The organism is Borrelia sp. P9F1, assembly GCF_030436115.1.
Lineage (GTDB): Bacteria > Spirochaetota > Spirochaetia > Borreliales > Borreliaceae > Borrelia.
Window position 1 is genome coordinate 1 of sequence record NZ_CP129411.1, and the last position, 24219, is coordinate 24219.

Here is a 24219-nt window from a genome sequence, read left to right on the forward strand (position 1 = left end):
AAGATCCTCGCAACCGTCTCGTGGGCTCGGAGATGTGTATAAGAAACAGCACTAAGAGAACAGAGGAGTCACAGACCAAACAGATAGCAAAACACGGTCTTATTATAACCTACATTTCTGTAATAAGTTCAATAGCTTTAGCAGGAATATGCCTGCTAAGGGGAAGTGCAATTCCCGATTTGGCAGGGACTATGTTTATTGGTGGTCTTGGGTTTTTTGGTGCTGGCATTGGTGGGAAAGTGAGTAAGGGGTTTGTAACAAGAGGAGAGGATAAGAGGAGAATTGTATCAGGGGGTAGGAGAGCTGCTTGTCGTGGAGAAGGCAATGAAGGTTAGACAAGACGACCAGAGATTGTTTTTCAAAATAAGAGAATGGGGCTGCTATCTCTTGTCTCTTCATTATTGGGTTTTTTATTTTAAAAAAATTGTATTTGAATATGTGTAGGCAACCATAGAAGAGTTTTAAATCAGATTGGAGAGGAATTAGTAAATATTAGTAATAATTGTTTTGATAATGGGTGCACCCGATGGGAGTGCATGGGCACCCTTAATTCTAGTCTAACTTGTGTATATTGTTTTAGTTGTTGTGTATCTTTATTGTTATCTTTCTATTATTAAAACATGTCACTTTATTATATATCTTATCCCTATATTTGCATACATATATTTATATTTAACAAATAAACTTAAGTTTATTGTCCCAATTTTTTAGTTTTTTATCTTTAAGAATAAAGACTACTCATTTATACTAAAAGATATAACTATATTGACATATTAGTACTATAGTAATATAATAAATCTGGCTTTAAAACCAATTATTATATATTTGAAGACATTAATTACTGTTTAGATGCTGGGTTTAATATTTAATCTCCAATTTAGCAGAGATCTTATAATGGATAATAATGACCATAGCAATAAGATTTCTAATCTTAATAGAGCTAATCTAGTACTCCTGTTTGATTTACTAAAACACAAGTGTTCCCAAATTTAAGTAAGCGGAGACATAAGGTACCAGACAGAAATATTGTTCTTATTAAAGGTCAATTTAAAGCAAAATGTATCGTAGTATGATATCATATTAACAGATTTAACTGTACTGCTTTAATTAAGTTTTTAAATATTAATAAGGGAGTATACCGTGGGTTTTAAAACCATTCTACTAATTTTAGCTTTAACAGTAGCAGTTCCACTTTCTTCATTTGCTGGTAGTTGCAATAATTGCTGGTTTAACTGTATATGCAACAATTAACTGCTTAATTAACATGCCTCCATAAGGAAAGGAGGCATGCTCCACCTGTTTACTACTTACGTAAGAAGGAGGATATATGAGTCCCTCAATAACCTGTTTCTTCATTTTATCTCTAGCTATTCAAGTTTGTGCCTGCAGAGAATTTGGTAAAAAAGAAGATGATTGTTCTACTTGCTTGTATAACTGCCTTTGTAATTCTCCTAGAACAATAGACGAAAAAACAAAAGATAAAGAAATAGAAAGGATAAACGAGAAAGCAGAAAAATTTGCCAAAGAAATCGATAAAGCAGTAAACGAAGAACTAGAAAAGATAAACGAGAAAACAGAAAAATTTGTCAAAGAAATAAATAAAGATAAAGACAATGACATAACAGAACAACCCCTTAAAAAGGGATGTCCTAAATGTTTTCATAACTGCCATTGTGTAAAAACAAATAAAAAAACGTAGCATGTATTGCAATAACAGTAAATGTAGATACAAATTCTTCAAATATTCATTAACATTACTGCATTCAATCTAAAAGATATAACTATATTGATATCTTAACGCTGTAGTATTATAATAAATAAGCGTTAAACACGAGTATTACACGTTTGAATACGTTAATTGATATCTCCTAATCAACAATTTAGAAGGGAGCTCATAATGACCAAGAATACCCATAGTGGCAATGTTTCTAATCTGAATAATTTCACTGAAAATCTAATTAAAGAAATACGCTCTCTTGATGCATATCTACATAATGGCATTATTGACGCTAAAACTTATAAACTTAAACTTAATGGACGAGCCAAAGCATTTTTAAATCTTCTTAAAGGTAATTCTACATACTCTCCTCATTATGTTAAAGTCACTATCACAAAGATAAGAAAGACTATTAGGGACTTCAATCAAGAGCATCCAATACTTAACTACTTTAAGCTATCAAGAGACGAATACAACCAGCTTGCACAAGACACACTTACTAAAACTAAAGAACGCAACATACACAAGCAATCTTTTAATCAAACTGAAATATTAACTCTTACTAAAGAGCTCCTACTTTCACATAGATTTGAGTTCCTTTATCTAGGGATCCTGCTTGCTTCGGGTAGAAGACGCTTAGAAGTTATCGTTGGATCTTTTAGTGATGATGATCAAGATGAATACACGGTTTTATTCCAAGGCCAGCTTAAAACTAAAGATCCTAAACGCTTTAATACACCTTATCCAATACCTTTAACTATACCGAGGTCACTATTTCTTAATGCATACAATACCTTTACAAGCACCGCGCTTTATAAAGACTTAAGAGAGCGTTGGGAAGATAATGAGTTTCGGGAGACTGAAATTAACAATATGCTCAGGAACCCGATTGCTAAACTATTTGATTCCAAATTTACTACTTCTGACTTCAGAGTTATTTATACAGCCATTATCTTAAAACGTGAAGGCTATTTTAATGATACGCTGGGGAGTAAAGAAATACTCCCAAGAGTTGCCGAGATTCTGGGGCATGTTAATGATGAGTCGGCTTCTCAAAGCTATAGGGATTTTAAACTAACCAGATCTCTTGTTCTTACTGACTTACATCTTAAAATTGCATATATTAAACAAAATAGAAAACTGGAAATAAGTAAAAAAATGCTTGCTTGGCTTTGTAAATCTTCTCTTAATCCTAAAATAACTAACCAAAAAAAGATCATGCGTGCTAAGACCTTTGACTCATTTAAAGAATCTATGATCGTAGCCATTGACTCCTTTAACAACAACGGCAAGCTTTTCAACATAAAGGAGCTTAAATATGAATTTAGAAAAATACTAGCTCAGAATGGGTATAATGTTAAATCTAATGGAAAAATGATTAAGGAGTTCTTTGATCACTTTACTGGTCTTGATAAAAAAGGCGAAGTGAAGATTGCTGGTATTAAGAACACGCCTTCCGCTGATAAAGATTTCCTTAAGAACACACTTATTCCCGAAGAGGTTGATAGACTTAACAAACAACTCCCATTTAAGAGTAAAGACACCATTGGTGAGAACTCTGCTATTTTATCCTTTATACTAGAAAAGGTTTTACTTAGCAAGGCTATTCTTATTGACGTACTTGAATACAAGAATATAAAAGAAAAGTTTCCTAAGTTGACTCAAGCTCGTTACAAGGCATTATTTAAGCTTCTTAGCAAGGAAATTGTTCTTATTAAGTATAAGATTAAGTCGCAAAGTAAAGAATCACTTTAAGGAGAGTTTATGAGAGTAATGACTACTGGAAGTTTTAATAGTTCTGAAGATTTATCAAATGCTATTAACCAGATCATAGAAAATCTTGAGCATGAAGGAAAGCAAGTAATTAATATCAAGCCACGCAATCTCTACTTATTCAAGCGAGTCTTTATGCTAATGAGTTCCACTACGCTTTAATCCTTTATAAGTAAGCACTAACACCCAATAAATCGGGTACATCACTTCCCTAATCGATTTCTCACTTACTAGAATCTTGGCATTAAGCTCAGTCTTAAGTTCCTCAATCTTAGCCTTAATATCACCCTTAAGCTCACTCCTACCTGCACCATCCTTAGCATCTAACTTGTCAATGCCTTTCTTCACATCCCCACTAAGAGCTACCATTTGCTTCTCAAGAACAGTCATTCTAACTTGCAAATTATCATAGCTATAATTAGAATTGCGAACTAAGACATACTGAAATACTGCTTCAGAAAATCCTTTATCAAGAAATGCTTGCTTTACTTCCTCATATTCCGGTAATCGCTCATGCGCAAGATTACTCACCCAAAACTCCTTACCTGCCACACCCTAGCTTAATTTTAACATACTAATCTCTTTCATCTTTAAACAAATAGATCATCAATGGCCTTGTCAGGATAAGTATCAGTATTAATATTTTTACTAGCCGTACCTCTAACAGGAGTGGTTACAGCCATTGCAACTTCTCCTACTGTGGCCGTACTTGTAAGTGTTACACTTACATCCAAACCTGTTCTAATCTCATCACGAAGAGTATTAACATTTTTGTTAATCTTCTCTAGGATGAGTTTAGTGCTAGAATCCTTATTCTTAATTGCAACCTTACGCGCACCAACATCAACTGAAACTTGATCTGCACTGACACTCTTCTTCTTATACCCAGACCTACTCATACAGTCACTTGATGCTGCAAAAACCTTATCAAAAGTTAGATTTAAAAAAATAATACAAGTCATTGTCGCATCAATCGACAAACTTAAAGAGGCCACAATGATAACTCAGGAGAATGTAATACATTCAAGAGAGCTAGCGGAGGCTGAAGACGGGTTTACGGTAATACAAGAGAACGGGGATGAATACTACAAGGATTTTGTTATAAAAGGGATTATAATACCTGACCTGCATAAAATGCTACTTCATAAACTTAAATCAAAACAATACTCTGAGGTGCTCTTTACAATACTGCATGCTCTTTTAATTAAGAGAGAAAATATTAAAAATGTTCTTAAATATAAAACACTGGAAGTAACGTTTAATTCCAACACGACTGGAAACAAGTTTGATAAAGAAAAATTTAAAATACTAGAATCTATAATTAAAGAAAATTTAAAAGAAATACAAGGTAAGATCATTTTCAATCCCAACTACTTATCAACATATGAAATGCATGAGGCAAGAGTAGCTAGTAGATGATATTTACTGCTTGAAAAGTATCGTAAGCAATGCTAAGAAAACACCAAAAGTAAACGTGGATATAAACCCAAATATCCAGTAAAGCGGTCTTATCGCTGCTCCTATCGACTTATCAATCTTACTTTCTATTTTCTCGTCTAGTTTTTCTATTTTCCCATCTAGTCTTTCTATTTTCTCATCCAGTCTTTCTATTTTCTCATCTAGTTTATCTATTCTGCCATTAAGCTCATTTCTAACACTTTCTATTTTCCCATTAAGCTCATTTCTAACACTTTCTATTTTCCCATTAAGCTCACTTCTAACGCTTTCTATTTTCCCATCTAGTTTTTCTATTTTCCCATCAACCTTCTCTAGTTCATTCCTAATGGCAACCATCTGAACTTCAAGAGCAGTCATTCTGGTTCGTAAATTCTCATAATTATAATTAGCATTGCGTATTAATACGTACTGAATTACCTCTTCTGGAAAACCCTTATCTAGAAATACCTGTCTTACATAATCATAGTCAGAAACACGCTCTACTGTATTCATACAAACCCTCCTTTATAATTCTACTGCTCAAACAAATCATTAATAGCACTATCTGGATACTGATTAAGTCTAATATTACCAGTAGCAGTCCCCTTAACAGGCGCCATGACTGTTACCGTAGCACCAGTAGGAGCAATAGTAGCAACTCCACTAATAGTAACCTCAACGTCAAGCCCTGCAGCAATAGCATCCTTAATAGCAATAATATTCTTATTCATATTCTCCAGTATAAGTCGGGTACTAGCATCATTATTCTTAATTACAACCCTACGCGCGCCACTATCAAGTGATACTAAATCTTTACATAAAGATTCCCTTAAACAACCGACTCCACTAAGTGCGCCCATAATAAATGGTTGATCAAACTGATGATCAAGGAATCCAATCACAACTTCAGATCCAATAGCGGGTACATAATCAAACTCCCGACCAGCAATCATGCGCACCGCAGGCAACTTAATGCTCCTGCCACCAATAATGGCGTCAACAGACAAAGAGTCAGCATTAATCCCTACCACCACTCCCTTGTAATTACTTGGGAAAAAGTTTTTAACACTTTCCAACACATAAACCCCTTATAATTTATTATATTGTAACACAATACGTCTTGTTTTGTAATAAATAATTTATTTAAAATGTTTAATTTAAAATTGATTGTTAACCTAAATTAGGTTATAATACTTGTTGAAAATCCGTGAAAAAACATATACATTCCAACTCTTAAAGGAGTATATGTATATGGAAAGAGAATTTGTTTCTCTTGATTTAGAACAAAAAATAAGAGAAGATTTTTTTAAAAAAGCTGCTGCGTTTGGTATTGGCGTAAACTCTAACAGCAAAGATATGCCTATTTTAAATCTGATTTTGGGAACAAAACTAGATATTAGAAATGAAACCTATTCTGTGGGTAAGAATTATGATATAAGAGTCTGTGAGGCTCCCTTTCTGGATATGGAGGCTTGCAAAATAGGGATTAGAAGACACCCTGCGAGGCGGGCTTTGCTAATAGGCAAGATTGTCAGTTCAGGCAATGGGGAGTTGAATCAAGGCACCATCTTTTATTATGCGGATACACGCGAAAAGAAGAACAACGGTGAGCGCCTTGAATACAAAACATTAACAACAACTAAATTTACAAGTAAGGGAGCTGAGACTCTACTACTTGAGGCTCAAGATGAGGGGGCTATTTATAATCTAGAAACTGGTACCCTTATGACTGACGAGTTTACTCAAGAGCTGACTCATCTGGAAATAACAGGAGTCAAGAGTAGAGGAGAAGACGAAGAAGAGGACGATGTATTTAGAGCAAGAATCTTGCGAGAAATTAATGGGTTAACTCTTCGAGACACGATATCCTATTACAAGCGTAAATTAGAAAGTGGAGAACTTATAAGAGAAGTTTTGATTAAAAGAAAGGGTGTCAATAATACAGAATTTATACTCAGGCCTCACGTGGAGACCACCACAGTAGAGGAGATGAAAAAAAGGGTACTTGCGTCCGTTGGTCATAAATACGAAGTTTTAGAAAAAATTGATTATAGTAAAGCTAGCAAAAAGAGGTTAAATATTAAACTTAAGCAAAAAGATAGCAGCGTTGATATTACTCTTTGTAAAGCGAGGCTACAAAAATACATAAATAGTCTTTCCATGGGCGCCTCTTTTAGTCTTTATTCAATGTATTCTGCAATAGGTGACGGCGTTAATATAGTAGAGCCTCAAGAAGACCAAAAAGCCTCTGAGAATGAATATTGGGATGCATCAATTACTGTTGAGTAGAAACTAAAAATTGCGCAGGCCTGCAGCAGGCCTGCTTTATTGAGATTATTAATAAAAAGTTAATGATCTTAAAGATACTAATAAAGGATAAAACATGCAAGATGCCCTTGAAGAATTTGAAATTTACAGAGCCAAATACCTTAATATGATTGACCACAATCATTTAAAAGATCTTGAAACTAAAAGAATGTGCGAGTTTATAATAGCTACTTTTTATGAAGAATTTAAGATTGCACAAAAGATGCATAAAAGTTTCTTTTGGCATTTATTAGACCCTAATGATCCTGATGATTACCAACATTTACAAAATCAGGCCAGAGCATGGGGATTGCCCGTCTTTTCATTTGAAAAAGAGAACCGTGATCGTTTCTACAAACGGATGGTTGCAGAGGGTCTTAACTTCATTCAATGGATGGGCACTGAGGCTCAAACTGAGGAGATACTTACAACTATTTTTGGGAATAGAAATCAAAATTGGTGGTATTCAGATTACCACAAGAAGGATCAGGAGTTTGTATCAATTGAAGTATACAGATTAAAGGATGAGCAAAAACTACAGGCAATGGAATATCTAGAAAGAGCAATCCCTCCTTATTTAAAAATTGAGATAATTAATTTCCTACTCAACCCCACACAGATGAAGAATTGGGCAAAAAAATATTCACACGATGAGCTGGTAAAAGAAGGCGGTGATAAATTTATCACTAAAGAGCTTAATGAATTCATAGCAGATGCTATTCTGTTACCACAAGACGCATTTAGACTAGACAAAATAGAGGAAAAAATATCTAAGCTGAATCTTTCTACTAAAAGAGAACTTTTAAAGATAAGAGAAGAAAATGGGACAGAAAAAAAGATAATCATTCTCTTCACTAAACCTAATGTTAAGCTACATGAAGTTAATATCATCATTGATAACTTTTTCTTAAGAAATGATTCCGACATTTATGTTTTTTCAAATCACAAGGGAATATACAAATATGAAGAAAATAAAAACTAAACAGAAAGCCGACTTCACACAAGAAGTAGAGGCGCTACAAAAATGGGCATTAAGTGAAACACTGGAGGCCTATGCTTATCAAATATCTGAACCAGATATTAAGGAAAGATTGCAAATTAAGAATTTTAAAGATTTACAATCAGCACTTCAACTTATTAAAGAACTAGCCAATGAGATGCAACCAATGACTACTAGAAATAGTGATACTTTTCTGCATTTTAAAACATTTATTCCTAAATTCGCAATGCTACACTATTCTTATAACAAGGCACGACACAAAGTCATAGCTAGTCCTAGAGGATTGGGCAAGACTCATAATTCAGCTCGTATTTTTCTTCAATATCTACTTGAACAAGATAACGACATGACATGGTTTAGATACACTGAATCTGCTGTTTATGAAAGCTTTGTTAAACTTTTTAGTAATATTATTGCAGAAGAAAATCTGGAAAACCTATTTAAGATACAACAAAACAAAAACAATGATTTATGGGAAATAAGATGCAAGGTTAGCAACTCTGTTCTTGATTTCAGGGGAGCTTTTTCTTCTCATGCACTTAAAGGAATTGAAGGTAAGAACAAATTACTATTCGATGAGGCTACAGAATTTAGTATTGACTCCATGCTTAAAATTGAAGGAAGTATTAAAAAAGATAACAAAATAGAGTTTTGGTACTGTTTCAACCACGGTAGTAAATCAAAATTCAACAAGATTGATAGTAAAGACTTAATAGAGGGTATGAAGAAAAGGGGAGCCTACTTCTTAAAACTAAAACCTCAGGATAACATATATTTAGATGAATCTTATTTCCAAAATCTGGAAGGATTTAAATATTTAAGTCCTCAAGCTTATTACGAGGCTACGGGTAAGATTTTTAAGAAGGAAGAGGAGGTGGTCGAAAGAAAACCTCTTAACATAATGAGTCGAACTATTAAGAGAAAATTTAGCGGCCTTTAATAAGACTCTTTACCCTACTCATCTCCTTATCATCAAGCTTACCCTCACAGAGTAGGTTAGTTTTATAGCTGGCATCCCTTTTAAAGATGAGTTCTTTATTCTTTGGTACATATGTTGGATACACAGATCCATATTCTCTTATCTGAAGAAACTTAAGTTCAAGCTCGATATAATTACCAGCATTTCCCTTAATATCTATTTCTTGCAAGTAGTATCCAAAATTAACAGGATTCATATCAGATAACAGAGAGGATTGTAAAGATATCTCATATGGTAAAACTCCATTATTTGGTGTTCGCCTGTGTGATTCAAATAGCCTATAAAGCTCTTGTACTTGCTCCTCCTTACTATAAATTGGAGCGTCTCCCTTATCTGCATGAGCACTACTACCATCTAGTGATTTAATATCATTGTTCAAATTCTTATTCGTAATCATGCTTTTTAAATAATTAATATCAATCATATCGTAAATATTGGCTGTAATACTTAAATTTGCAGGCTCTAACCCATAATACAAATAATTCCATGAACCAACACCTCCCTTCTTACTGTTTGGAGCTACATTCTTAACTTCACTTCTAGTTTTGTGATTCTTATGCACACCCGTAATATTATGCAGTGTTATCTTATGGTCAACCCCACCTTCCCTAAAGACTAAATTTAGAAAACAACTATCATTCATTATTGGGACGAAATAGGGTACATTTATTGGGAAAAGAGGTTCAAAATTTAAAGACAAATCTCTTATTCGCTCAATTCCTACAATCTTTAAATCCAAAGACATCTGAAGAGAAGGATAAGAACTTGAAATAGACATATTTTCAAGTAGACATTTAATCTTATCAATACATCGAGCCTTCCCTTTCTGCTCCTCAGCACGTAGATACAAGCTAATCTGACCAGTATAGTATGGATACAACTTATCAAAAAAGTATGTATTCTCAGGTAGCTCTAGATTAAGGGATCCTCCTTTAAAACTTCTCAGGACGCCTACTAATTGCCCTCTGAGATTGTACTGCTCCTCATTTTCAAAATCAAGAGCTAGTGAAAAATCTAGAGGATATATAGGAATCATACTAGTATGCTCACCTATTGAAAAAAAGAGTGATACTGCATCATAAAAATGAGTATGTTCTTCTAAAAGATTAGATTCATTGCCAATAATCTTATTACTATTAACGCGAGACATAGCAACTTTTCTGTAAAGATTATTAACACCATCCAGAGCAGCATTTGTAATCTTATTGTGCACTAAAGTATCTAGTACACCCTCACCTGCAACCCTTAATTCATGTTCAATCCTATCTTTTAATCTATTAATAACTTGTCCTGTATCAATTCTCATCTATACTCCCTACTAGCCATCAAGAACATTTCCAAACAAATATGCACTCCTCATTTGATCAAGCAATACAGAATCACTTTGACTCGCATCCTTTGCAGTATTCATGTTCTCCTTAATACTTAAGACATTAATATCAATATTTTTGACAAACACTTGTATCTTTTCAATCAAAGATCTAATTGATGCTAAGTCATTAAGTCCATTCTCAACAGATACAACCTTAATACCAGTATCAACATTCTTCTCAACTCCAACCTTTAAAGCACTGGTTAAATTTGAAAGGGATGAAAGTCGTGAATATCCTAATGCATAAACCTCACCACCACCGCCTATTCCCTTAGCAAGATTACCAAAAGCAGTACTAGTATCATCTAATTTTTTAGTAAAATCACCCGTTGCTAATCCAACAAGATCACTTAACCCTAAAAGATCACTAAAATAAGACCCCTTCTCCAATGTCCAATCTTTAACCGTCCCAAACCCCTCTTTTAATGACTCGCCCACTTTTCCCGAAAATTCACCAGCCTTTCCAATAAGACCATCAAATAGAGATCCTAAAGATTCCTTAACCGAATCTAGTGCTCCAATAGAATCAAGTCCCAAATAAAGACCAGCAAGACCGGCACCTACTATACCAAACTTGCTAGCAGTCAAGGCAACAGCCATCTTGATGACTTTATCTGATACATACTTGTAAATACTCCTAGCATTTTCACCAATACTGAGGAAAAACAAATTAAACATTTTAGCCATGTTAGGAATAACACTAGCTATGCCAGTAAATGCTGCTAATGTGGTTTTTGCAAAAAGAACAATTCCTGATATCCCCATCTTAATAGCAGAGGGTAGGAATCCTGTAAACACAGACACTAATCCCTTACCAAATCCCCATACTACATTCTTAAGTCCAATAAACATTGAAAGTAAAGAATTACTCTTATTGAAAATGAAAAGACCTTTAAGAAGACCTCCTACTCCCCGCCCTGCAGCCCCTAAAGCCTTTCCTACATCAGAAAACATACCCTTAATGGATCCCTTATTGTAATAAATACCCGTTATTGCTATTATCATGGGTGCAATATCAGAAAACATTGAAATAAAAGACCCCAAAACCCCAGCTGTTAAGGTTATACCGCCCCCAAAAAGCTTTGCAAAGATATTTTCACTTGCTCTCATTTTATTAACAAAATCAATAAATCCAGTAGCAATATCAAATGTCATCCACTGAAACCCTCTTGCGATGTTTCCGTATCCAGTTTGAAAATCAGCAACTACCGTAGCGAATGCCTTCTTACTACTTGCAAAAGTTCGATTCATAATATCAGCATTCTCCTGAAATCTTTTTCTAAACTCATTGCTATTAATGCCCATATCTTTTTCATTCTCAAGGGTAATACTTTTAATTTGTGAACTCATTTCATCAAGATTAGGAATAGATATTGCAACCGACTTAGCTCCCCTGATGGTAAATATCTGCATCAAATCACTAATTACATCCCTTAAATCCTTATCCTTGTGTTCAGCTCTAGACATTTGATTAATATAAGACAGCGTCTCAACTAGATTCATATCCTCACCAGTATCTTTCTTAAAATCAGTTCTCCATTTCTTCTTAGCCCTTGCAAGCCTCATTAAAAAATTATTAATAGATGTGTCTGTTTCACTAGCTGACACACCCGCAGAAGTCATAGTACCCGCCAATACACCTAACTCCTCTAGTGTAAACCCAGCTCCTAAATTATTAGTAGTTAAGGACTTTGCCAAAGCCTTATATGGTGTCTCACCTTTTGGAAGATTGAACTTATACTTATTAGATACCATACTCATAGTATTCATAGTCCTCTCCATAATGGTTCGAGGCGAAACCTCCTCCTCCTGACTAACACCATACCTTGACCCATGAGTCTTATAAAAAGCCTTGATTTGATTATAAGAATTGACAAGATAATTAGTCATATCATCCTTACTAATCTCAGGAAATATCTTATCAGCATGAGCTAACATATCAAGTCCAACAAGAGCAGAGGACATCTCCATATTACCAGAAAGAAAAGTACCATAACTTTTAACAGCCTCAAGATAGGAAATATTTTTAAATGGATTGCCCAGAGTAAAATCTAGAATATCTTTCTGTATTCTACTTAAAGCCTCCCCTCGCTTAATTAAGTTTAATAAATTACCCTCAGCGTCTTTAGTATCTGCTTTGACAATGAACTTGCTACTAACACTTGAAGAATCAAGAAACATAGTAAGACGTGCGAAACTACTCTGTATTGCACCACTTTCATTTAAAGCCTGTTTAGTAAAATCAGAAATAGGACGCACAAGCTCCCTGAAAGAACGCAATGCAGTTTCTCTAAACCTGTAAAGCTTATAACTACTATCATCAGCCTTATTACCAAATAAGTCTAACTGCATCCCCAAGGCATCGCCTTGTCTTAAGAATCCACTGGAAAAATCAAGATTGGAAAAACTATTAAGTTTATTAGTAACCGCATCAAGAGATACTCTAGTATTACGTGAAAATGAACCTAACGTCTTGTAAAGCCCACCAAAAGATTTAAGAACTGAAGATGAGAAAAAATTAAATCCCTCCTGCAACTGTGCAAGAGACTGATTCATTTTATCAAAATGTTGAATAACCTTTCCAACACCCTCCTTAAAGGTTTCATCTTTTAATAAAACCTCAAAAGACGCACTAAATTCATCTCTCATATAACCCCTTTATTCTTACTTCTTAAATACAGCCTCAACAACCCTAGCTATTGCACTAGCATGTATATCAATCTTGTGTTTTACAATATTGTTTATTTGCTTTTGTACCTTAATTAAATCTTTATAGTACATCTTATCAATATCTATGGAGAAATAGAGTCTAGCTAGTGAAGCAAGCATTTCATAATTTTCTCTTAAAGTCTTATACTCAGTTTTAGTAAAGTAAATTAAACTAAGACACTGCGTATGAGACTTGACTGCATTTCCTAATATCCCTGTTCTTCTGAGTAAGAAACATAAGCAAAACTAACGCCATCTGTGGGCTCTCCTTAAACAAGTAGTTTCTAATTTCACTTACGCTAGTAGCCTGAAATGGATATACTAAAGATTCCAAAATTAGCTCCTCTATAATCCTACCCTTATCATCGTTGGACATCGTGATTCCAGAATCAGCACAAATAGTGAAATAAGAATGCATCTGACCAACCTCAAATTCCTTAAAGTATAAATATCCCAACCCGTCGACATAGACACATTGAATATTCCGATCCCTATGCCCCTGCTTTAGTAACTGATATTCATCAGCCTCAATTTTGGGATATTTAACATTCTCCTCGCTCCCCCCTCCAATATTCTCATTAGCTAAGGCCTTGGCAAGGCCTTAGCTCCTGATAGTTTAAGAACAGCAAATAAATCGGGATTTTCTACTTTAAGTTGTCCAATAACACTAAATTGAGCAAAATGCTTTCCATTAATACCACCTCTTTCCTGATAGTACCTTCTTGCAAACTGCCCATCATAAAATCTTGCATTCTCCATGCCACCAGAACTAATGCCATTATAGACAAAGTTACGTAACCCCACGCTTTTTGCGTAAACATCACCACTTTTGCTATAATGCAGTAAATATATATAACCATCGTAAATATGGTCTTCTGATAGCTCAAAGATGAAGGGTTGTATTCCTAAAGATACTTTAAGTAGACTAGCCTCGTCAAACTCTGGTACTTTATATAATTCTATTCGCTTCTGAATTCCACTATCACTATTAATTAAGTCATTTGCCGTCCTAGCCGTCATTGCTATCCTGTTGGGACTTAAATGTAGTTTGCCTCTTACTTCCTTAAGCTTGCTTAAGAAGTCATCTGTTGTCTTAACTTCAACTGGAGTTGATTTTGTATGCAGATCATTCATACCCTCAAGAAGATAAGAACGATACACAACCTCAGCCAGATTCCTCATAACCAATTTCTCTGCTCTCTTGATGACCTCTTCACTCTTATACTCAATATCACCAAAAGCCCTCTCCAGACTATACCCATTAAGCATAAAGGTACATTTGGATATACCGTCTTTTAAGTGTTTAGGGTCTGAATTAAAAGATGCAAGCTTACTATCCTCTTGCTTATTATCCATTGCATATAAAGTTAGTGTGCCACCCTTTTGGTTAACAGGTGTTTTTATAAAAAGACTATTTATTATATCCAAATAAGGATTATCAAAATATTTGTCCGCTATTAGTCTCTCTCTGTAAAGGGGATTATTAAAATTAATACTAAAGTTATTACTAGACACTCTACTCTTTCTCCTCTTCTATTTTTATCTTGATTCTATGTGCATTTTTTTTAGTAAACTCACTCTCTGCTTCACCAAAGCTTGCTATCCCATGCTTTCTTTGATGTAACTTAATATTTGAAATAAGATCTTCACAAGAGGTGATGTAATTATTAACCGCACCCCCTCCTGTTTTCCTAACATTAAGCATGGCAAAATTATCATTAAAGTTTTGGATGCGACTAGTTAGCTTATCAATATATGCTAACTGAGCTGCTACACTTGCATCTGCATTATTGCTATCCTCTTCTTTATTGTCTGTTTTTTCTAATTTGGTCTTAAAAGCATTGATTATCTTTTCAAGTGAATTACTTACCTCACCACATATCCTATCTGAAATACTTTCAACCATATGGTTTAACTGTTGCTCATTGCTTAAAGCATCCTCTACGGGATCTTTTAATGATTCTTGCATAAATTCTCCTTTATCCTTTCCTTCTGCAAGACTTAAGAATTTCTTAAGTTTTGCTTCAAACATAACTCTTGCACTCTCATCCTCTGCAAGATAAACTCCTTCATTTAAATAATAGTCATCGGGTACAAACCTCTTCTTTAAGCGTTTAACCAAATTCTTATTTGTAACCCTTGCAATATCCACAGCCGGTATGTCACTTCCCAAAATGGCCATGCCACCCAAAAACCGATTATCAGTCTCTTCTCCAGACTTAAACTTCTCAATATCTTTAACATAAAATTCACCACTACAACCACGCAGTGTTCCAGACTCAATCAGGTCACACAGTTGAGAATCAATTTCGCCTGAAAAATAGAGAATATCATTCTCTAGTAAAATGCTGTCAATCCATCCATTGGTTTTCTGTGCATCTACTCCCCTACTTGACCTGAAATCACTATGACCAATAAATATTGGTATGTCCCGTATTTCTTCCTTAAAATTGTTGTATATATTCTCCAGTGTCTTTCGTGTAACCTCAAACTCACCGTTAAATTTCCCTATTGTTAAAAATGGAACTCTTTCCAATCTTGTCCCCACTAAAACTAAAACCTCCTATTCCTCCAAAATAATACCCTCAGCGCCTTTATCCAAAATAATATCCTCAGCGCCAAGGTCATAAACTTTCCTAAAATACTCTTGCTTAAACTTAATATCAAACTCCTTTGCAAGCGCTATGTCCCGTTCAAGTCTCTGCTTTTCATCAAACTTCTCTATGTATCTAAATTCAGGGTAAAATCTTTGTTCTCCAAAATTAAGATCAACGACTTTCTTAATCAGTACACAAAACCCCTCCTCTACAAAACGTCTGTCAGCCATTGCATAATCCTCCCTAACCTCTTGATGCGTTTTAGATATTGCATAGCTACCAGTTGTTCCACTCTGTGTCGTAAGCGTTTGTCCCAATATTAATTTTGCTATCTGCATATCAGCGTATTCCTTAGCACGCAAGAACGCATTATTTGTTGAGTCCTTGCTTAACAACTCCTTAACATCAATCTGGTAGCTATCAGGATGCAATACGGCATAACAATTGTCTGCATGTGATATTTGATGCAAAAGATTCTCATCATCCTTCATGCTAGTCTGGCCACTCTTACTCTTAATTGTTACCATTGCACCTGTTAAAAGTTCTATAAAGCATTGATGGTAATAACTTGCTATCTCCTTACGCTCATATTCCTTCCAAACAGTGTAGAAAAGTGGAAATCCACTTGCTCCATGTTCACGTCCATTGACTAATAATAAATACTTAAAATAATGAAGTTCCTCACCTGCCTCAGAGGAGAAACCTGAAGTGAAGTAAACCTTATCATCACGAAGTTCGATATTTTCATTTAGTATGAAATCAATATTTTCAACAAAATAACAAGACTTGCCATTATAAACATCAATATCCCATGTAAGTTCAAGACAAGCAAATCCAAACGCTATCGCGTTCATACATAGTTTTGCTACCTCAAACATAGAAAATCTTTCAAACTGATTTAATATAAATTTGTATATCTCCTCTTCGCTATTATTTGAAATAATCTCGTAGTCTAGTGAAAGTCCTGTAAGCCTTGTATTCCATAAGCTTGCTACCTGACTATCTAGAAACACAAGATTCCTAAGCTTATAAAACGGAATAAAATGGTATGTATCATTAACATAATTTGAAATATCACGCCTTAACTTGTTGCCTATTTTAATACTTCTGGTTCGCATCCTACTACCCTTCTCCTTGCTTACCATATCGCCTCCTCAAGTAATAGGGTGTAGTTTTCAAGAAGCCATATGTAGTAAAGCGCTTTGCCTAAATTCTCAATTTCACTTATACTATAGTCGTAGTAAAACTTCGCAGGACGGGTCTTTTTAACCTCAATATCAAGAGCTGCTGTTGTTTTGCAACCCAGAAGACACGCCATGATAAGAAATAAAACGTAGGCTATCCAAGAATTTCTATTACTCACTTTTTATTAAAACCCCCCCAAATAAATGCTTGCGTTTTATTGAAAATGCTCATTTTCTCTTATTAAACTCCCGAATAAATTCTTCATGCGTTTTATTAAAATGCTCGCGCGCTTGCTCATCTTTTTGTTCCCTTCTTATAATATTTCGCTGCCCTTTTATAAGAGCCCTAGCAAGTTTTGCTAATCTAGAAACCACAACCGCAATTATCAGGCAGATTGCAACCAACAATCCCCAAAATTTCCCAAATATGCCCCTCAACATACTCAAATATCCTCCTAGAGCCCTCAAAAAGAAAAGCACTTCTTCTAACTATTGCCTACACAATAATTACTAAAATAAAAATAATTTAACGACCGCTTGCACTACTGCTAGTGATATAACGCCCGCAAAATAAGAAACTATTATCAGTTTCTTATTTTTATAAATTAGTGACCTAAACAAGGAAACCCCCTTCTTGTAAACTAAAAATCCGTTTTGAAAAAACATCCCTATATCCCAATCTTCTGTTTCCCAAGCTCAAACCGTCATAAAGAACCATATCACCACGAGTTGCTATGAAGTGACTACTTGATCCTCTATTCTTGATTTCACTAATCTCAAACTCTTCCTTACTACATTTATACCCCCCGCTCTCATATCTAACAGTTGTAAAAACTCCAAATTGTCTTAAAATACCCACCGGATCCTTAATGTAGCAATTCTCATTAATATAACCCCTTGTTTTAAAGACTCTGTAATTGGAATTTATATCCTCATATTCAAATACAATTTTTTTAAAATAAAAAACCCAATAATGAAGAGACAAGAGATAGCAGCCCCATTCTCTTATTTTGAAAAACAATCTCTGGTCGTCTTGTCTAACCTTCATTGCCTTCTCCACGACAAGCAGCTCTCCTACCCCCTGATACAATTCTCCTCTTATCCTCTCCTCTTGTTACAAACCCCTTACTCACTTTCCCACCAATGCCAGCACCAAAAAACCCAAGACCACCAATAAACATAGTCCCTGCCAAATCGGGAATTGCACTTCCCCTTAGCAGGCATATTCCTGCTAAAGCTATTGAACTTATTACAGAAATGTAGGTTATAATAAGCCCGTGTTTTGCTATCTGTTTGGTCTGTGACTCCTCTCTACTCTTAGTGGACCTAACTTTGTTCACACTACACGACCTAATTTTGTTCACTATTTTCTTCACTAGCTACACCCAACCAAGCAGTTTAAGAGTTCCATACAACGCAGTGACCACTGCTGAGACTTTTAAAATAAATGTTCCAATATTGTTAAACGTGTGAAAAGAAATATTTGTTCTCTTGATGTTTTCAATCTCATCAAACAGCTTTCTGTAGTATGCACGCATAAGCCGGTCTTGTTTGTCTAGACGAGCAATAACAAGACTTGAAAAACTTGCAGACTTGCATTCAATATCTTTTTTAAAATTCTCTTGATTGGACTCAAGAACACACATTCGTCCAAGCAAACCATTCCCGTTCTTAGTAAGGTTGGGGTTAAACCCTAAGTATGTTCGTATGTAAGATACTTGTTCCGATAATTTGCCTAAATCAACAACCTCTGTTTCTACCAAAATAAAAAGTCTTGTTTAAGGAACTAAAGATTTATTAAAGAATTATTGCTCAAGTCGATCAGTGCTAGATGTATTTTAGCATAAATTTGTTTATTTGTCAACCCCTATTGCCTTTTTTTAACTGGAAATTATGGCTACACCTCAAAACGATAATTAAGAACTATTTTGATTGCTCAAGCCTACTCAGAGATTATCATTCTCATTTGTCATACAATCGTTATCATTGTTCTTAAGTCTGCAGTAGGCTTTTGTAAACAATTCTTACATCGACTTCATACTCTAGCAACAATACGCATGCTCCTCTCCTCAATAAAACACCCAAAACGCTTAAAATAATAAACTTCTTATCGAGAAATAAGGCATGCTCAAAGATTAAGTAAAAGGATTAACTTATCTTATACTAATTTTCATCTTTAGTCAACTAAACCGCTACGGAGCTGATTTTATTCTTAAAAAGATCACATCTTAAATGTCAATATAATAAAAAGAAGGATTAAGTAGAAAGGATGGTAACAATATGTTGATCACAAACAATCATAAAATTGTATTATTTACTTGTAATGAAATAAAAAATATCTTTGAGTCTATTTATGGACTAAACTACAGTAAAAGCTTTATCTCTAAGACATTTATAGAAATAGACGCAGGAATAAGAGTTGGAAGAACTGACTATATTGCGGAAGAATTTATTCAATACTTATTCTTTAAAAAAAGACAAGATTTACCAAGCATAAAGATAAAGATTGCGAAAAGAAAGGAGGAGATACTACAGGATATTGACCCTGAATTATTAGAATTAGGGTTACTAGCCCAGAAAGCAAAAAATAAAGAAGTATTTACAACTGACGAAGAAAGAAGAGCGAAAATAATGAGGAATAAACTAATAGAAGTAGAGATACTTGAAAGAATAAAACAAAAAAAGGGTCTACTTTACAAATACGATACAACCCTTATTTGTCACCATAAGAAATTTGACTCAGGAAAGAGCTATAAGGATATACACGAAATGGAAGACCTCATTGATCATTTAATTAACATCATGCAAATAATATACAAATTATTATAAGTATTATAAATATACAAATTATTATATATATCAGCTAGTTGACATTATTAATGATATTAATATATATTTTTGCTATGATAGTGAATATTTTAAGTCTTCTAAAAAAGAGTATAAAAAAATCAAGCAGGCTAGAACCTGCTCTCTTTTAGAATTTAAAAATCTGAATTATAATTAATTCATAAAAATTAACTGAAGGTATCATAAGCCAAACGATCAAGAAAAGCTTATAGATACCCCAAAGGATACTAGAAATGTTATACCAAAACGCTTACTTTTTCAAGAACTCCACAAAGGCTAAGGAGACATTACTTGCTAGAATTATTAAGAAGAGCAGAAAGGCTACCAGCTTCGTTAAATCAGTCACCATTGATTACGTAAAATCACGAGTGGTTCGAACTCAAAGGCGAATTAGGCGGGGGTGTACGATCTGTTGGGCTATTGAGAAGAATAATACACAATATTTCGAATCGGGTAGACTTAAGCACTACTCAGCAGGTGACATTCATAGAATGGTTAATGCCTGCCTTGTCAAAGACGGCCTGAAACCTGCTTCTTCTCGTACACTCAGAGGTGATATTAAGGTGTTAAAGGACTTAGGTCTCATTAAAGCCGTAATTCAACCTTTAGGTGAAGGAAATGGCAGCTTCGCATTTTATGTCATCAACTGGAAATTATGGAGAAACTACAAAACGATAATTAAAAACTATTTTGAACAAAAACTTATTAATGACTTTGCTGATAAGAGAATAAAGGGCTCTTTTGAAGAGAAAATCGACAGCATAGTCTTTAATGATGCTGTTGAGATCGAATCAGAAGAAACACAAGCAGTAAGCAAAGAGATACAAGACGTTGGGAACAAAACAGAAACGCTTTGCACGCCCTTGAAAAAACCCTTTATAAAAACTGAACAAGTGGTTGGGAACAAAACAGAAACAAGCGGCGAGCCCTCTAAAACAATTGAACAGTATGAAGATGACATATTGTCAAATGCCTCCCCACAAAATGCCGCCCCTATACCTAAAGGTATAGTAAGCTTTAATAATAATAAGAATTCTAAGAAAACGATTTTAAAAAAATACAATAAAGAGCCTAGTTCTAATAAAGTAGGTGCCGCTTTTGGGTGCATCGGGATTTACAAGAAGAGTTCTTACGAGAAGAAAGACAGGAAAGATATTAGAAAAACTATCGATGAGAAAAAGGTGGAGCTTATCAGCAAATCGGTTGGGAAGATATATCTTAAAGCTAGTAGCTTTAAGAACAATGACAATAGGCAGGATAGGCTACCTTTACAAGCGCCGCCACGCTGCCCCGCGCCGCCTGCCCGCAAGGAAGCATACAAAAGGAGTTATGAGGAGCATATGGAGTGCAATCTAGAGAAGAATTAAAGAATCAATAAGAATACTCTTGCTAGAATAAGGCGTGTAAGTAACAATGTAGCAACGCACAGGAACGCCTTGCGTAACCTTGAGTCTAGCTTGATCTATGCTAGTGATTATGCTACAGATGAAGTAGCTGAGTACTACACACAGCAATTTACACAGGTTTACAGTCATAAGGTTTGGATGTTAAACCCTAACACAGACAATTCGAATGATTTTTACAATTTTTGGGGTACCTTCATGGATAAGTATTTGAATAAGTACAAACAACAGGAGCTCTTAAGCAGGAGGGTTTTCTCTGATGGGTATGGCAATCTAAGTGAGAATGAATCTAGTGGCAGGTTTAAGGACTCAGGTGCAAGGCCTTTGAGTGTGTTTTTGGATAAATTTAGACAAGGTATTAACATTAACAAGGAGGTGGTATCATGAGTGGTGGTAAGGTTCAGCTTAGTCGAGAGGAAAGGATAGTTCATGCTATGCTACGCAATCAGACTCATCTGATGAGGAATGCTGATTATTTTTATGAACACAAAAAGGGTCTTGAATATGGCAGCAATCCACACGAGGTATTCAATAGAACAGGCACTAAGAAATTATATCGTCTTCTTGAGAGGAGTCGACGAAACTTCAAGAAGTATTTAAAGAAGCACGGAGATGGGCGTGGATCCTGCTGAGGTTTATGATGAATGGAAAATAGGCAGGTTTGATTCAGACAGGCTTAGCGAGGTTTTATACAAAATTTGCGATACTAGACCTTAGTCTTGTGAGGATATGGCAGTGAAAAAAGGGGGGTGTTTATGAAAATGTTTGAAAAACTTAGTGCTTTATTAAAGCCTAAAGACAAGGAAATTGAGGATGCTGTGCTACCGCCTGATGTAGCACCAGAGGCCTGCCTACAAGTAGATGTCCCAAAGCAGCAGGCTGCAAAAAAGAAGAGGGGACGACCTCCTTTAAATCTTACTGAGGAGGAGCGGAAAGAGAGGCGAAAATTAATTCATAAGAAGTCTACTATTAAGAACAAGGAGAAGATTAAGGCGTATCAGGCTAAGAACAATAGGAAAGAGTATTATAAAGAGTATCAGAGGGTGTATCGAGATAAGAATAGGGATAAGATACGAGCGAAGTCAAAAGAGTACTCAAGAGAGTACTATTACAAGGACATTGAAGGCAATAGGGGGTATCATAGGGAGTGGTATAAGAAAAATAGAGAAGCTATTATAGAGAAAAACAAAGCTTATCTTAAGGAGCATCCCGAGGTAGTAGCTAAGGCTAACCATAGATATTATTATGCAAACCAAGAAGAACTCAAGCGTAAGAGAAGGGAAAAGTATGCAAATCAGAAGTTGGAAGCACAGCAATGATTGACAGGGTAGAATGTATTAGTTTTGTGTTACTTGACAGGATTATGCTGGCAGGGTTTAGTAATGTAGGTTTGTTGCAATATTGATTAGTTAAAATAAGTTTAATAAGACATTTCCTTAAGACAATTGTTCACAAATAATCTTAAGTTATGCGATCCATTTCTATTTAGAAATATCTAGTTCTATTTGAAAAGTAACATTTATATATTTAAGAAATCCAATTCTATTTAAAAATAGATATCTCTGTTTAAATATATTTAAAAGTATTCAATTCTATTTGAATAAATTAGCTTTATGAAGGTCTATTAACGGGTTTTAAGGCATGGCTAGTTCTATTTGATAATATTTAGGTTCTATTTAAGAAAGTTAGACTATCAATTTTAAAGAGCCCATACATAGGGATCTTAAATACGAAGAGATACGTTTGTAATTAGATAGTTAATTGATTTTAAGTAAATGTGAATTTTTAAAAAAAGTTGACAAAACAAATAAAAAGAGATACAATAAAGATAACTTAAGAAAGGAGTAAAAAATGACGACTTTAGAAATAAAAGGACTTCTCTTAGGAAGTGATTGCGACAACAACAGCAGCGATACTTGCGATAAAACACAAGTACCAGCTGCCATCAATAATGATTATAACATAAATGGTTATAACATAAGAAGCATTTTATTAGAATTTAAGAAATATGAAGAGTTAAAAAGAGCCCAATTAATTGTGGATATAAAAAGAAGAATAAGTGAGTTTAATGGGTGGGTAGCAAGCCTTGAGGAGGATCAATACAGATTCATATCAAGTATTAGATCAAAAAAGTTTAATTCTTCATATCATGATTTGACATATGTGTGTGAATACTTAAGCTTATATATAAAGAGTAAATTTGAATATTATGCTACTTATTTATTTAGAAATGAAATTTATTTAACAAGCTTTAGAGATAAATTTAAGCTAATGTTTGCTTATTTATTTAATAGAAGTAAATACAGGACTAGAGTGCTGGATATGATTTTAAAAGAAAGGTTAGTACTCGAGCATATTGGGATTTGTATTGCAAACTTTGATATTTCTTTTAAAAAAGTAAAGAAAAGCATCTCTAATTTTAGAAGAAGGGGAGTATAGATGAGTAAGGAAGTGGGTAGTAGAAGTCAGTTGGGTATATTGGATAAATTAAAGTTTGATATTCAGTTTATATACATGAATTTCATCAAGATAGTAGGTGTATTATTTCTCGTTAGCTTTAATATATTAAATTCATATAACGGATTTATTGTTTATTCAAGCGAGCACCTAACACGAGAACAGAGGTTGCTTTATCTAGGATTTACTATCGTTGTAATAGTAGTGCCCACTATTATATTTCATAAGATGTTGTATTTACTTAATGAATATAGGAAGCAGAAGCAAACGGGTAGTGTAACTGCTATGTCTAGTGGACATAGCAGTTTTGTGGGTGTAATGCTCGTTATTGCGTTTGTGACTCAATTAGCTAGTACATGGGGTAGTTATGAGAACTTTTTTCAATTGTTTTTCAGTTCAGAGCTTCGTGAGGTTAAGCAACAACAATTAAGTGTTAT

The 24219-nt window shown here is 34.6% G+C and carries 31 protein-coding genes and 1 pseudogene; 16 read left to right on the forward strand and 16 right to left on the reverse strand.

Features of this window, described 5'->3' with window-relative positions; translation table 11 throughout:
• From QYZ68_RS04985 to QYZ68_RS05000, 5 genes are all read left to right on the forward strand, one after another.
• Positions 1-335: hypothetical protein (locus QYZ68_RS04985; RefSeq protein ID WP_301384591.1), on the forward strand; the 335-nt coding region annotated here is incomplete at its 5' end.
• Entirely contained in the window at positions 325-444 is a 120-nt protein-coding gene (locus QYZ68_RS05900; RefSeq protein WP_367317283.1) for a DUF261 family protein, read from the forward strand. The genes QYZ68_RS04985 and QYZ68_RS05900, both read left to right, overlap by 11 nt.
• 883 nt (positions 445-1327) lie before the next feature.
• Positions 1328-1699 carry an OmpH/Skp family outer membrane protein gene (locus QYZ68_RS04990; protein WP_301384592.1) on the forward strand — a complete coding sequence of 124 codons (372 nt, stop codon included), beginning with the start codon at positions 1328-1330 and terminating at the stop codon, positions 1697-1699.
• Between the two features lie 198 nt (positions 1700-1897).
• Complete coding sequence (locus QYZ68_RS04995; RefSeq protein WP_301384593.1) at positions 1898-3472, forward strand: protelomerase family protein; 1575 nt, start codon at positions 1898-1900, stop codon at positions 3470-3472.
• Positions 3473-3481: 9 nt separating this feature from the next.
• Complete coding sequence (locus tag QYZ68_RS05000) at positions 3482-3652, forward strand: hypothetical protein (RefSeq protein WP_301384594.1); 171 nt, start codon at positions 3482-3484, stop codon at positions 3650-3652.
• On the opposite strand, the gene bdr (QYZ68_RS05005) is transcribed toward QYZ68_RS05000, so the two are convergent.
• Together bdr (QYZ68_RS05005) and QYZ68_RS05010 are read right to left on the reverse strand one after the other, a co-directional pair.
• Entirely contained in the window at positions 3629-4021 is a 393-nt protein-coding gene (gene bdr / locus QYZ68_RS05005; protein WP_301384595.1) for a Bdr family repetitive protein, read from the reverse strand. The two genes, QYZ68_RS05000 and bdr (QYZ68_RS05005), sit on opposite strands and share 24 nt — an antisense overlap.
• 59 nt (positions 4022-4080) lie before the next feature.
• Positions 4081-4485: a hypothetical protein gene (locus tag QYZ68_RS05010; protein ID WP_301384596.1), complete on the reverse strand. Its 405-nt coding sequence runs from the start codon at positions 4483-4485 to the stop codon at positions 4081-4083.
• Between the two features lies 1 nt (position 4486).
• On the opposite strand from QYZ68_RS05010, the gene QYZ68_RS05015 reads away from it, so the two are divergent.
• Positions 4487-4909 (forward strand): hypothetical protein, encoded by a 423-nt coding sequence (locus tag QYZ68_RS05015; RefSeq protein ID WP_301384597.1) that lies wholly within the window; start codon positions 4487-4489, stop codon positions 4907-4909.
• A gap of 3 nt (positions 4910-4912) precedes the next feature.
• Here QYZ68_RS05015 and bdr (QYZ68_RS05020) read toward each other — a convergent pair whose 3' ends face one another.
• Complete coding sequence (gene bdr / locus QYZ68_RS05020; protein ID WP_301384598.1) at positions 4913-5440, reverse strand: Bdr family repetitive protein; 528 nt, start codon at positions 5438-5440, stop codon at positions 4913-4915.
• Between the two features lie 20 nt (positions 5441-5460).
• A complete protein-coding gene (locus QYZ68_RS05025; RefSeq protein WP_301384599.1) occupies positions 5461-6006 on the reverse strand; it encodes a hypothetical protein in 546 nt (181 codons plus the stop codon).
• Positions 6007-6178: 172 nt separating this feature from the next.
• Between QYZ68_RS05025 and QYZ68_RS05030 the strand changes: the two genes are divergently transcribed.
• From QYZ68_RS05030 to QYZ68_RS05040, 3 genes are all read left to right on the forward strand, one after another.
• Positions 6179-7216 carry a baseplate J/gp47 family protein gene (locus QYZ68_RS05030; RefSeq protein ID WP_301384600.1) on the forward strand — a complete coding sequence of 346 codons (1038 nt, stop codon included), beginning with the start codon at positions 6179-6181 and terminating at the stop codon, positions 7214-7216.
• 94 nt (positions 7217-7310) lie between these two features.
• A complete protein-coding gene (locus QYZ68_RS05035; RefSeq protein WP_301384601.1) occupies positions 7311-8216 on the forward strand; it encodes a hypothetical protein in 906 nt (301 codons plus the stop codon).
• A complete protein-coding gene (locus tag QYZ68_RS05040) occupies positions 8197-9174 on the forward strand; it encodes a phage terminase large subunit (RefSeq protein ID WP_301384602.1) in 978 nt (325 codons plus the stop codon). Before QYZ68_RS05035 ends, QYZ68_RS05040 begins: the two co-directional genes overlap by 20 nt.
• Here QYZ68_RS05040 and QYZ68_RS05045 read toward each other — a convergent pair.
• The 12 genes from QYZ68_RS05045 to QYZ68_RS05100 all read right to left on the reverse strand — a co-directional run bounded on the left by QYZ68_RS05045 (position 9161) and on the right by QYZ68_RS05100 (position 18838).
• Complete coding sequence (locus QYZ68_RS05045) at positions 9161-10519, reverse strand: hypothetical protein (RefSeq protein ID WP_301384603.1); 1359 nt, start codon at positions 10517-10519, stop codon at positions 9161-9163. The two genes, QYZ68_RS05040 and QYZ68_RS05045, sit on opposite strands and share 14 nt — an antisense overlap.
• A gap of 12 nt (positions 10520-10531) precedes the next feature.
• Positions 10532-13234, reverse strand: coding sequence for a phage tail tape measure protein (locus tag QYZ68_RS05050; protein ID WP_301384604.1), 2703 nt, complete (start codon positions 13232-13234; stop codon positions 10532-10534).
• 15 nt (positions 13235-13249) lie between these two features.
• Complete coding sequence (locus QYZ68_RS05055; RefSeq protein ID WP_231771044.1) at positions 13250-13414, reverse strand: hypothetical protein; 165 nt, start codon at positions 13412-13414, stop codon at positions 13250-13252.
• A gap of 52 nt (positions 13415-13466) precedes the next feature.
• Positions 13467-13751: a hypothetical protein gene (locus QYZ68_RS05060; protein ID WP_301384605.1), complete on the reverse strand. Its 285-nt coding sequence runs from the start codon at positions 13749-13751 to the stop codon at positions 13467-13469.
• A 125-nt stretch (positions 13752-13876) separates the two neighbouring features.
• Entirely contained in the window at positions 13877-14809 is a 933-nt protein-coding gene (locus tag QYZ68_RS05065) for a hypothetical protein (RefSeq protein ID WP_301384606.1), read from the reverse strand.
• A 1-nt stretch (position 14810) separates the two neighbouring features.
• Entirely contained in the window at positions 14811-15842 is a 1032-nt protein-coding gene (locus QYZ68_RS05070) for a hypothetical protein (protein WP_301384607.1), read from the reverse strand.
• Positions 15843-15857: 15 nt separating this feature from the next.
• A complete protein-coding gene (locus QYZ68_RS05075; RefSeq protein ID WP_301384608.1) occupies positions 15858-17036 on the reverse strand; it encodes a phage portal protein family protein in 1179 nt (392 codons plus the stop codon).
• On the reverse strand, positions 17030-17254 hold the full coding sequence (locus QYZ68_RS05080) for a hypothetical protein (protein WP_301384609.1): 225 nt from the start codon (positions 17252-17254) through the stop codon (positions 17030-17032). The genes QYZ68_RS05075 and QYZ68_RS05080 overlap by 7 nt, the downstream gene beginning before the upstream one ends.
• 49 nt (positions 17255-17303) lie before the next feature.
• Positions 17304-17522, reverse strand: a complete 219-nt coding sequence (locus QYZ68_RS05085; protein ID WP_301384610.1) for a hypothetical protein — start codon at positions 17520-17522, stop codon at positions 17304-17306.
• Between the two features lie 166 nt (positions 17523-17688).
• Entirely contained in the window at positions 17689-18123 is a 435-nt protein-coding gene (locus QYZ68_RS05090) for a DUF261 family protein (RefSeq protein ID WP_301384611.1), read from the reverse strand.
• Positions 18113-18451 (reverse strand): hypothetical protein, encoded by a 339-nt coding sequence (locus QYZ68_RS05095; protein ID WP_301384612.1) that lies wholly within the window; start codon positions 18449-18451, stop codon positions 18113-18115. The genes QYZ68_RS05090 and QYZ68_RS05095 overlap by 11 nt, the downstream gene beginning before the upstream one ends.
• 3 nt (positions 18452-18454) lie before the next feature.
• Positions 18455-18838 (reverse strand): hypothetical protein, encoded by a 384-nt coding sequence (locus QYZ68_RS05100; RefSeq protein WP_301384613.1) that lies wholly within the window; start codon positions 18836-18838, stop codon positions 18455-18457.
• A gap of 517 nt (positions 18839-19355) precedes the next feature.
• Here QYZ68_RS05100 and QYZ68_RS05105 point away from each other — a divergent pair.
• The 7 genes and pseudogenes from QYZ68_RS05105 to QYZ68_RS05135 all read left to right on the forward strand — a co-directional run.
• Positions 19356-19904, forward strand: a complete 549-nt coding sequence (locus tag QYZ68_RS05105; protein WP_301384614.1) for a hypothetical protein — start codon at positions 19356-19358, stop codon at positions 19902-19904.
• A gap of 251 nt (positions 19905-20155) precedes the next feature.
• Positions 20156-21289 (forward strand): plasmid maintenance protein, encoded by a 1134-nt coding sequence (locus tag QYZ68_RS05110; protein ID WP_301384615.1) that lies wholly within the window; start codon positions 20156-20158, stop codon positions 21287-21289.
• A 69-nt stretch (positions 21290-21358) separates the two neighbouring features.
• A complete protein-coding gene (locus tag QYZ68_RS05115) occupies positions 21359-21712 on the forward strand; it encodes a hypothetical protein (RefSeq protein ID WP_367317284.1) in 354 nt (117 codons plus the stop codon).
• Positions 21709-21957 carry a hypothetical protein gene (locus QYZ68_RS05120; protein WP_301384565.1) on the forward strand — a complete coding sequence of 83 codons (249 nt, stop codon included), beginning with the start codon at positions 21709-21711 and terminating at the stop codon, positions 21955-21957. The genes QYZ68_RS05115 and QYZ68_RS05120 overlap by 4 nt, the downstream gene beginning before the upstream one ends.
• Positions 21958-22080: 123 nt before the next feature.
• Positions 22081-22644: a hypothetical protein gene (locus QYZ68_RS05125; RefSeq protein WP_301384616.1), complete on the forward strand. Its 564-nt coding sequence runs from the start codon at positions 22081-22083 to the stop codon at positions 22642-22644.
• Between the two features lie 532 nt (positions 22645-23176).
• A complete protein-coding gene (locus QYZ68_RS05130; protein WP_301384617.1) occupies positions 23177-23764 on the forward strand; it encodes a hypothetical protein in 588 nt (195 codons plus the stop codon).
• Positions 23765-24219, forward strand: a pseudogene (locus QYZ68_RS05135) (hypothetical protein); the annotation flags it as partial.

Excerpts from the sequence above, each read along its gene's own strand:
- QYZ68_RS05120 (WP_301384565.1), top strand. The coding sequence starts at position 21,709 with ATGAGTGGTGGTAAGGTTCAGCTTAGTCGAGAGGAAAGGATAGTTCAT.
- QYZ68_RS05015 (WP_301384597.1), top strand. The coding sequence starts at position 4,487 with ATGATAACTCAGGAGAATGTAATACATTCAAGAGAGCTAGCGGAGGCT.
- QYZ68_RS05110 (WP_301384615.1), top strand. The coding sequence starts at position 20,156 with ATGTTATACCAAAACGCTTACTTTTTCAAGAACTCCACAAAGGCTAAG.
- QYZ68_RS05090 (WP_301384611.1), bottom strand. The coding sequence starts at position 18,123 with ATGAAGGTTAGACAAGACGACCAGAGATTGTTTTTCAAAATAAGAGAA.
- QYZ68_RS05035 (WP_301384601.1), top strand. The coding sequence starts at position 7,311 with ATGCAAGATGCCCTTGAAGAATTTGAAATTTACAGAGCCAAATACCTT.
- QYZ68_RS05045 (WP_301384603.1), bottom strand. The coding sequence starts at position 10,519 with ATGAGAATTGATACAGGACAAGTTATTAATAGATTAAAAGATAGGATT.
- QYZ68_RS04995 (WP_301384593.1), top strand. The coding sequence starts at position 1,898 with ATGACCAAGAATACCCATAGTGGCAATGTTTCTAATCTGAATAATTTC.
- QYZ68_RS05105 (WP_301384614.1), top strand. The coding sequence starts at position 19,356 with ATGTTGATCACAAACAATCATAAAATTGTATTATTTACTTGTAATGAA.
- QYZ68_RS05075 (WP_301384608.1), bottom strand. The coding sequence starts at position 17,036 with ATGGTAAGCAAGGAGAAGGGTAGTAGGATGCGAACCAGAAGTATTAAA.
- QYZ68_RS05900 (WP_367317283.1), top strand. The coding sequence starts at position 325 with ATGAAGGTTAGACAAGACGACCAGAGATTGTTTTTCAAAATAAGAGAA.
- QYZ68_RS05000 (WP_301384594.1), top strand. The coding sequence starts at position 3,482 with ATGAGAGTAATGACTACTGGAAGTTTTAATAGTTCTGAAGATTTATCA.
- QYZ68_RS05050 (WP_301384604.1), bottom strand. The coding sequence starts at position 13,234 with ATGAGAGATGAATTTAGTGCGTCTTTTGAGGTTTTATTAAAAGATGAA.
- QYZ68_RS05040 (WP_301384602.1), top strand. The coding sequence starts at position 8,197 with ATGAAGAAAATAAAAACTAAACAGAAAGCCGACTTCACACAAGAAGTA.
- QYZ68_RS05125 (WP_301384616.1), top strand. The coding sequence starts at position 22,081 with ATGAAAATGTTTGAAAAACTTAGTGCTTTATTAAAGCCTAAAGACAAG.
- QYZ68_RS05055 (WP_231771044.1), bottom strand. The coding sequence starts at position 13,414 with ATGCTTGCTTCACTAGCTAGACTCTATTTCTCCATAGATATTGATAAG.
- QYZ68_RS05130 (WP_301384617.1), top strand. The coding sequence starts at position 23,177 with ATGACGACTTTAGAAATAAAAGGACTTCTCTTAGGAAGTGATTGCGAC.
- QYZ68_RS04990 (WP_301384592.1), top strand. The coding sequence starts at position 1,328 with ATGAGTCCCTCAATAACCTGTTTCTTCATTTTATCTCTAGCTATTCAA.
- bdr (WP_301384598.1), bottom strand. The coding sequence starts at position 5,440 with ATGAATACAGTAGAGCGTGTTTCTGACTATGATTATGTAAGACAGGTA.
- QYZ68_RS05030 (WP_301384600.1), top strand. The coding sequence starts at position 6,179 with ATGGAAAGAGAATTTGTTTCTCTTGATTTAGAACAAAAAATAAGAGAA.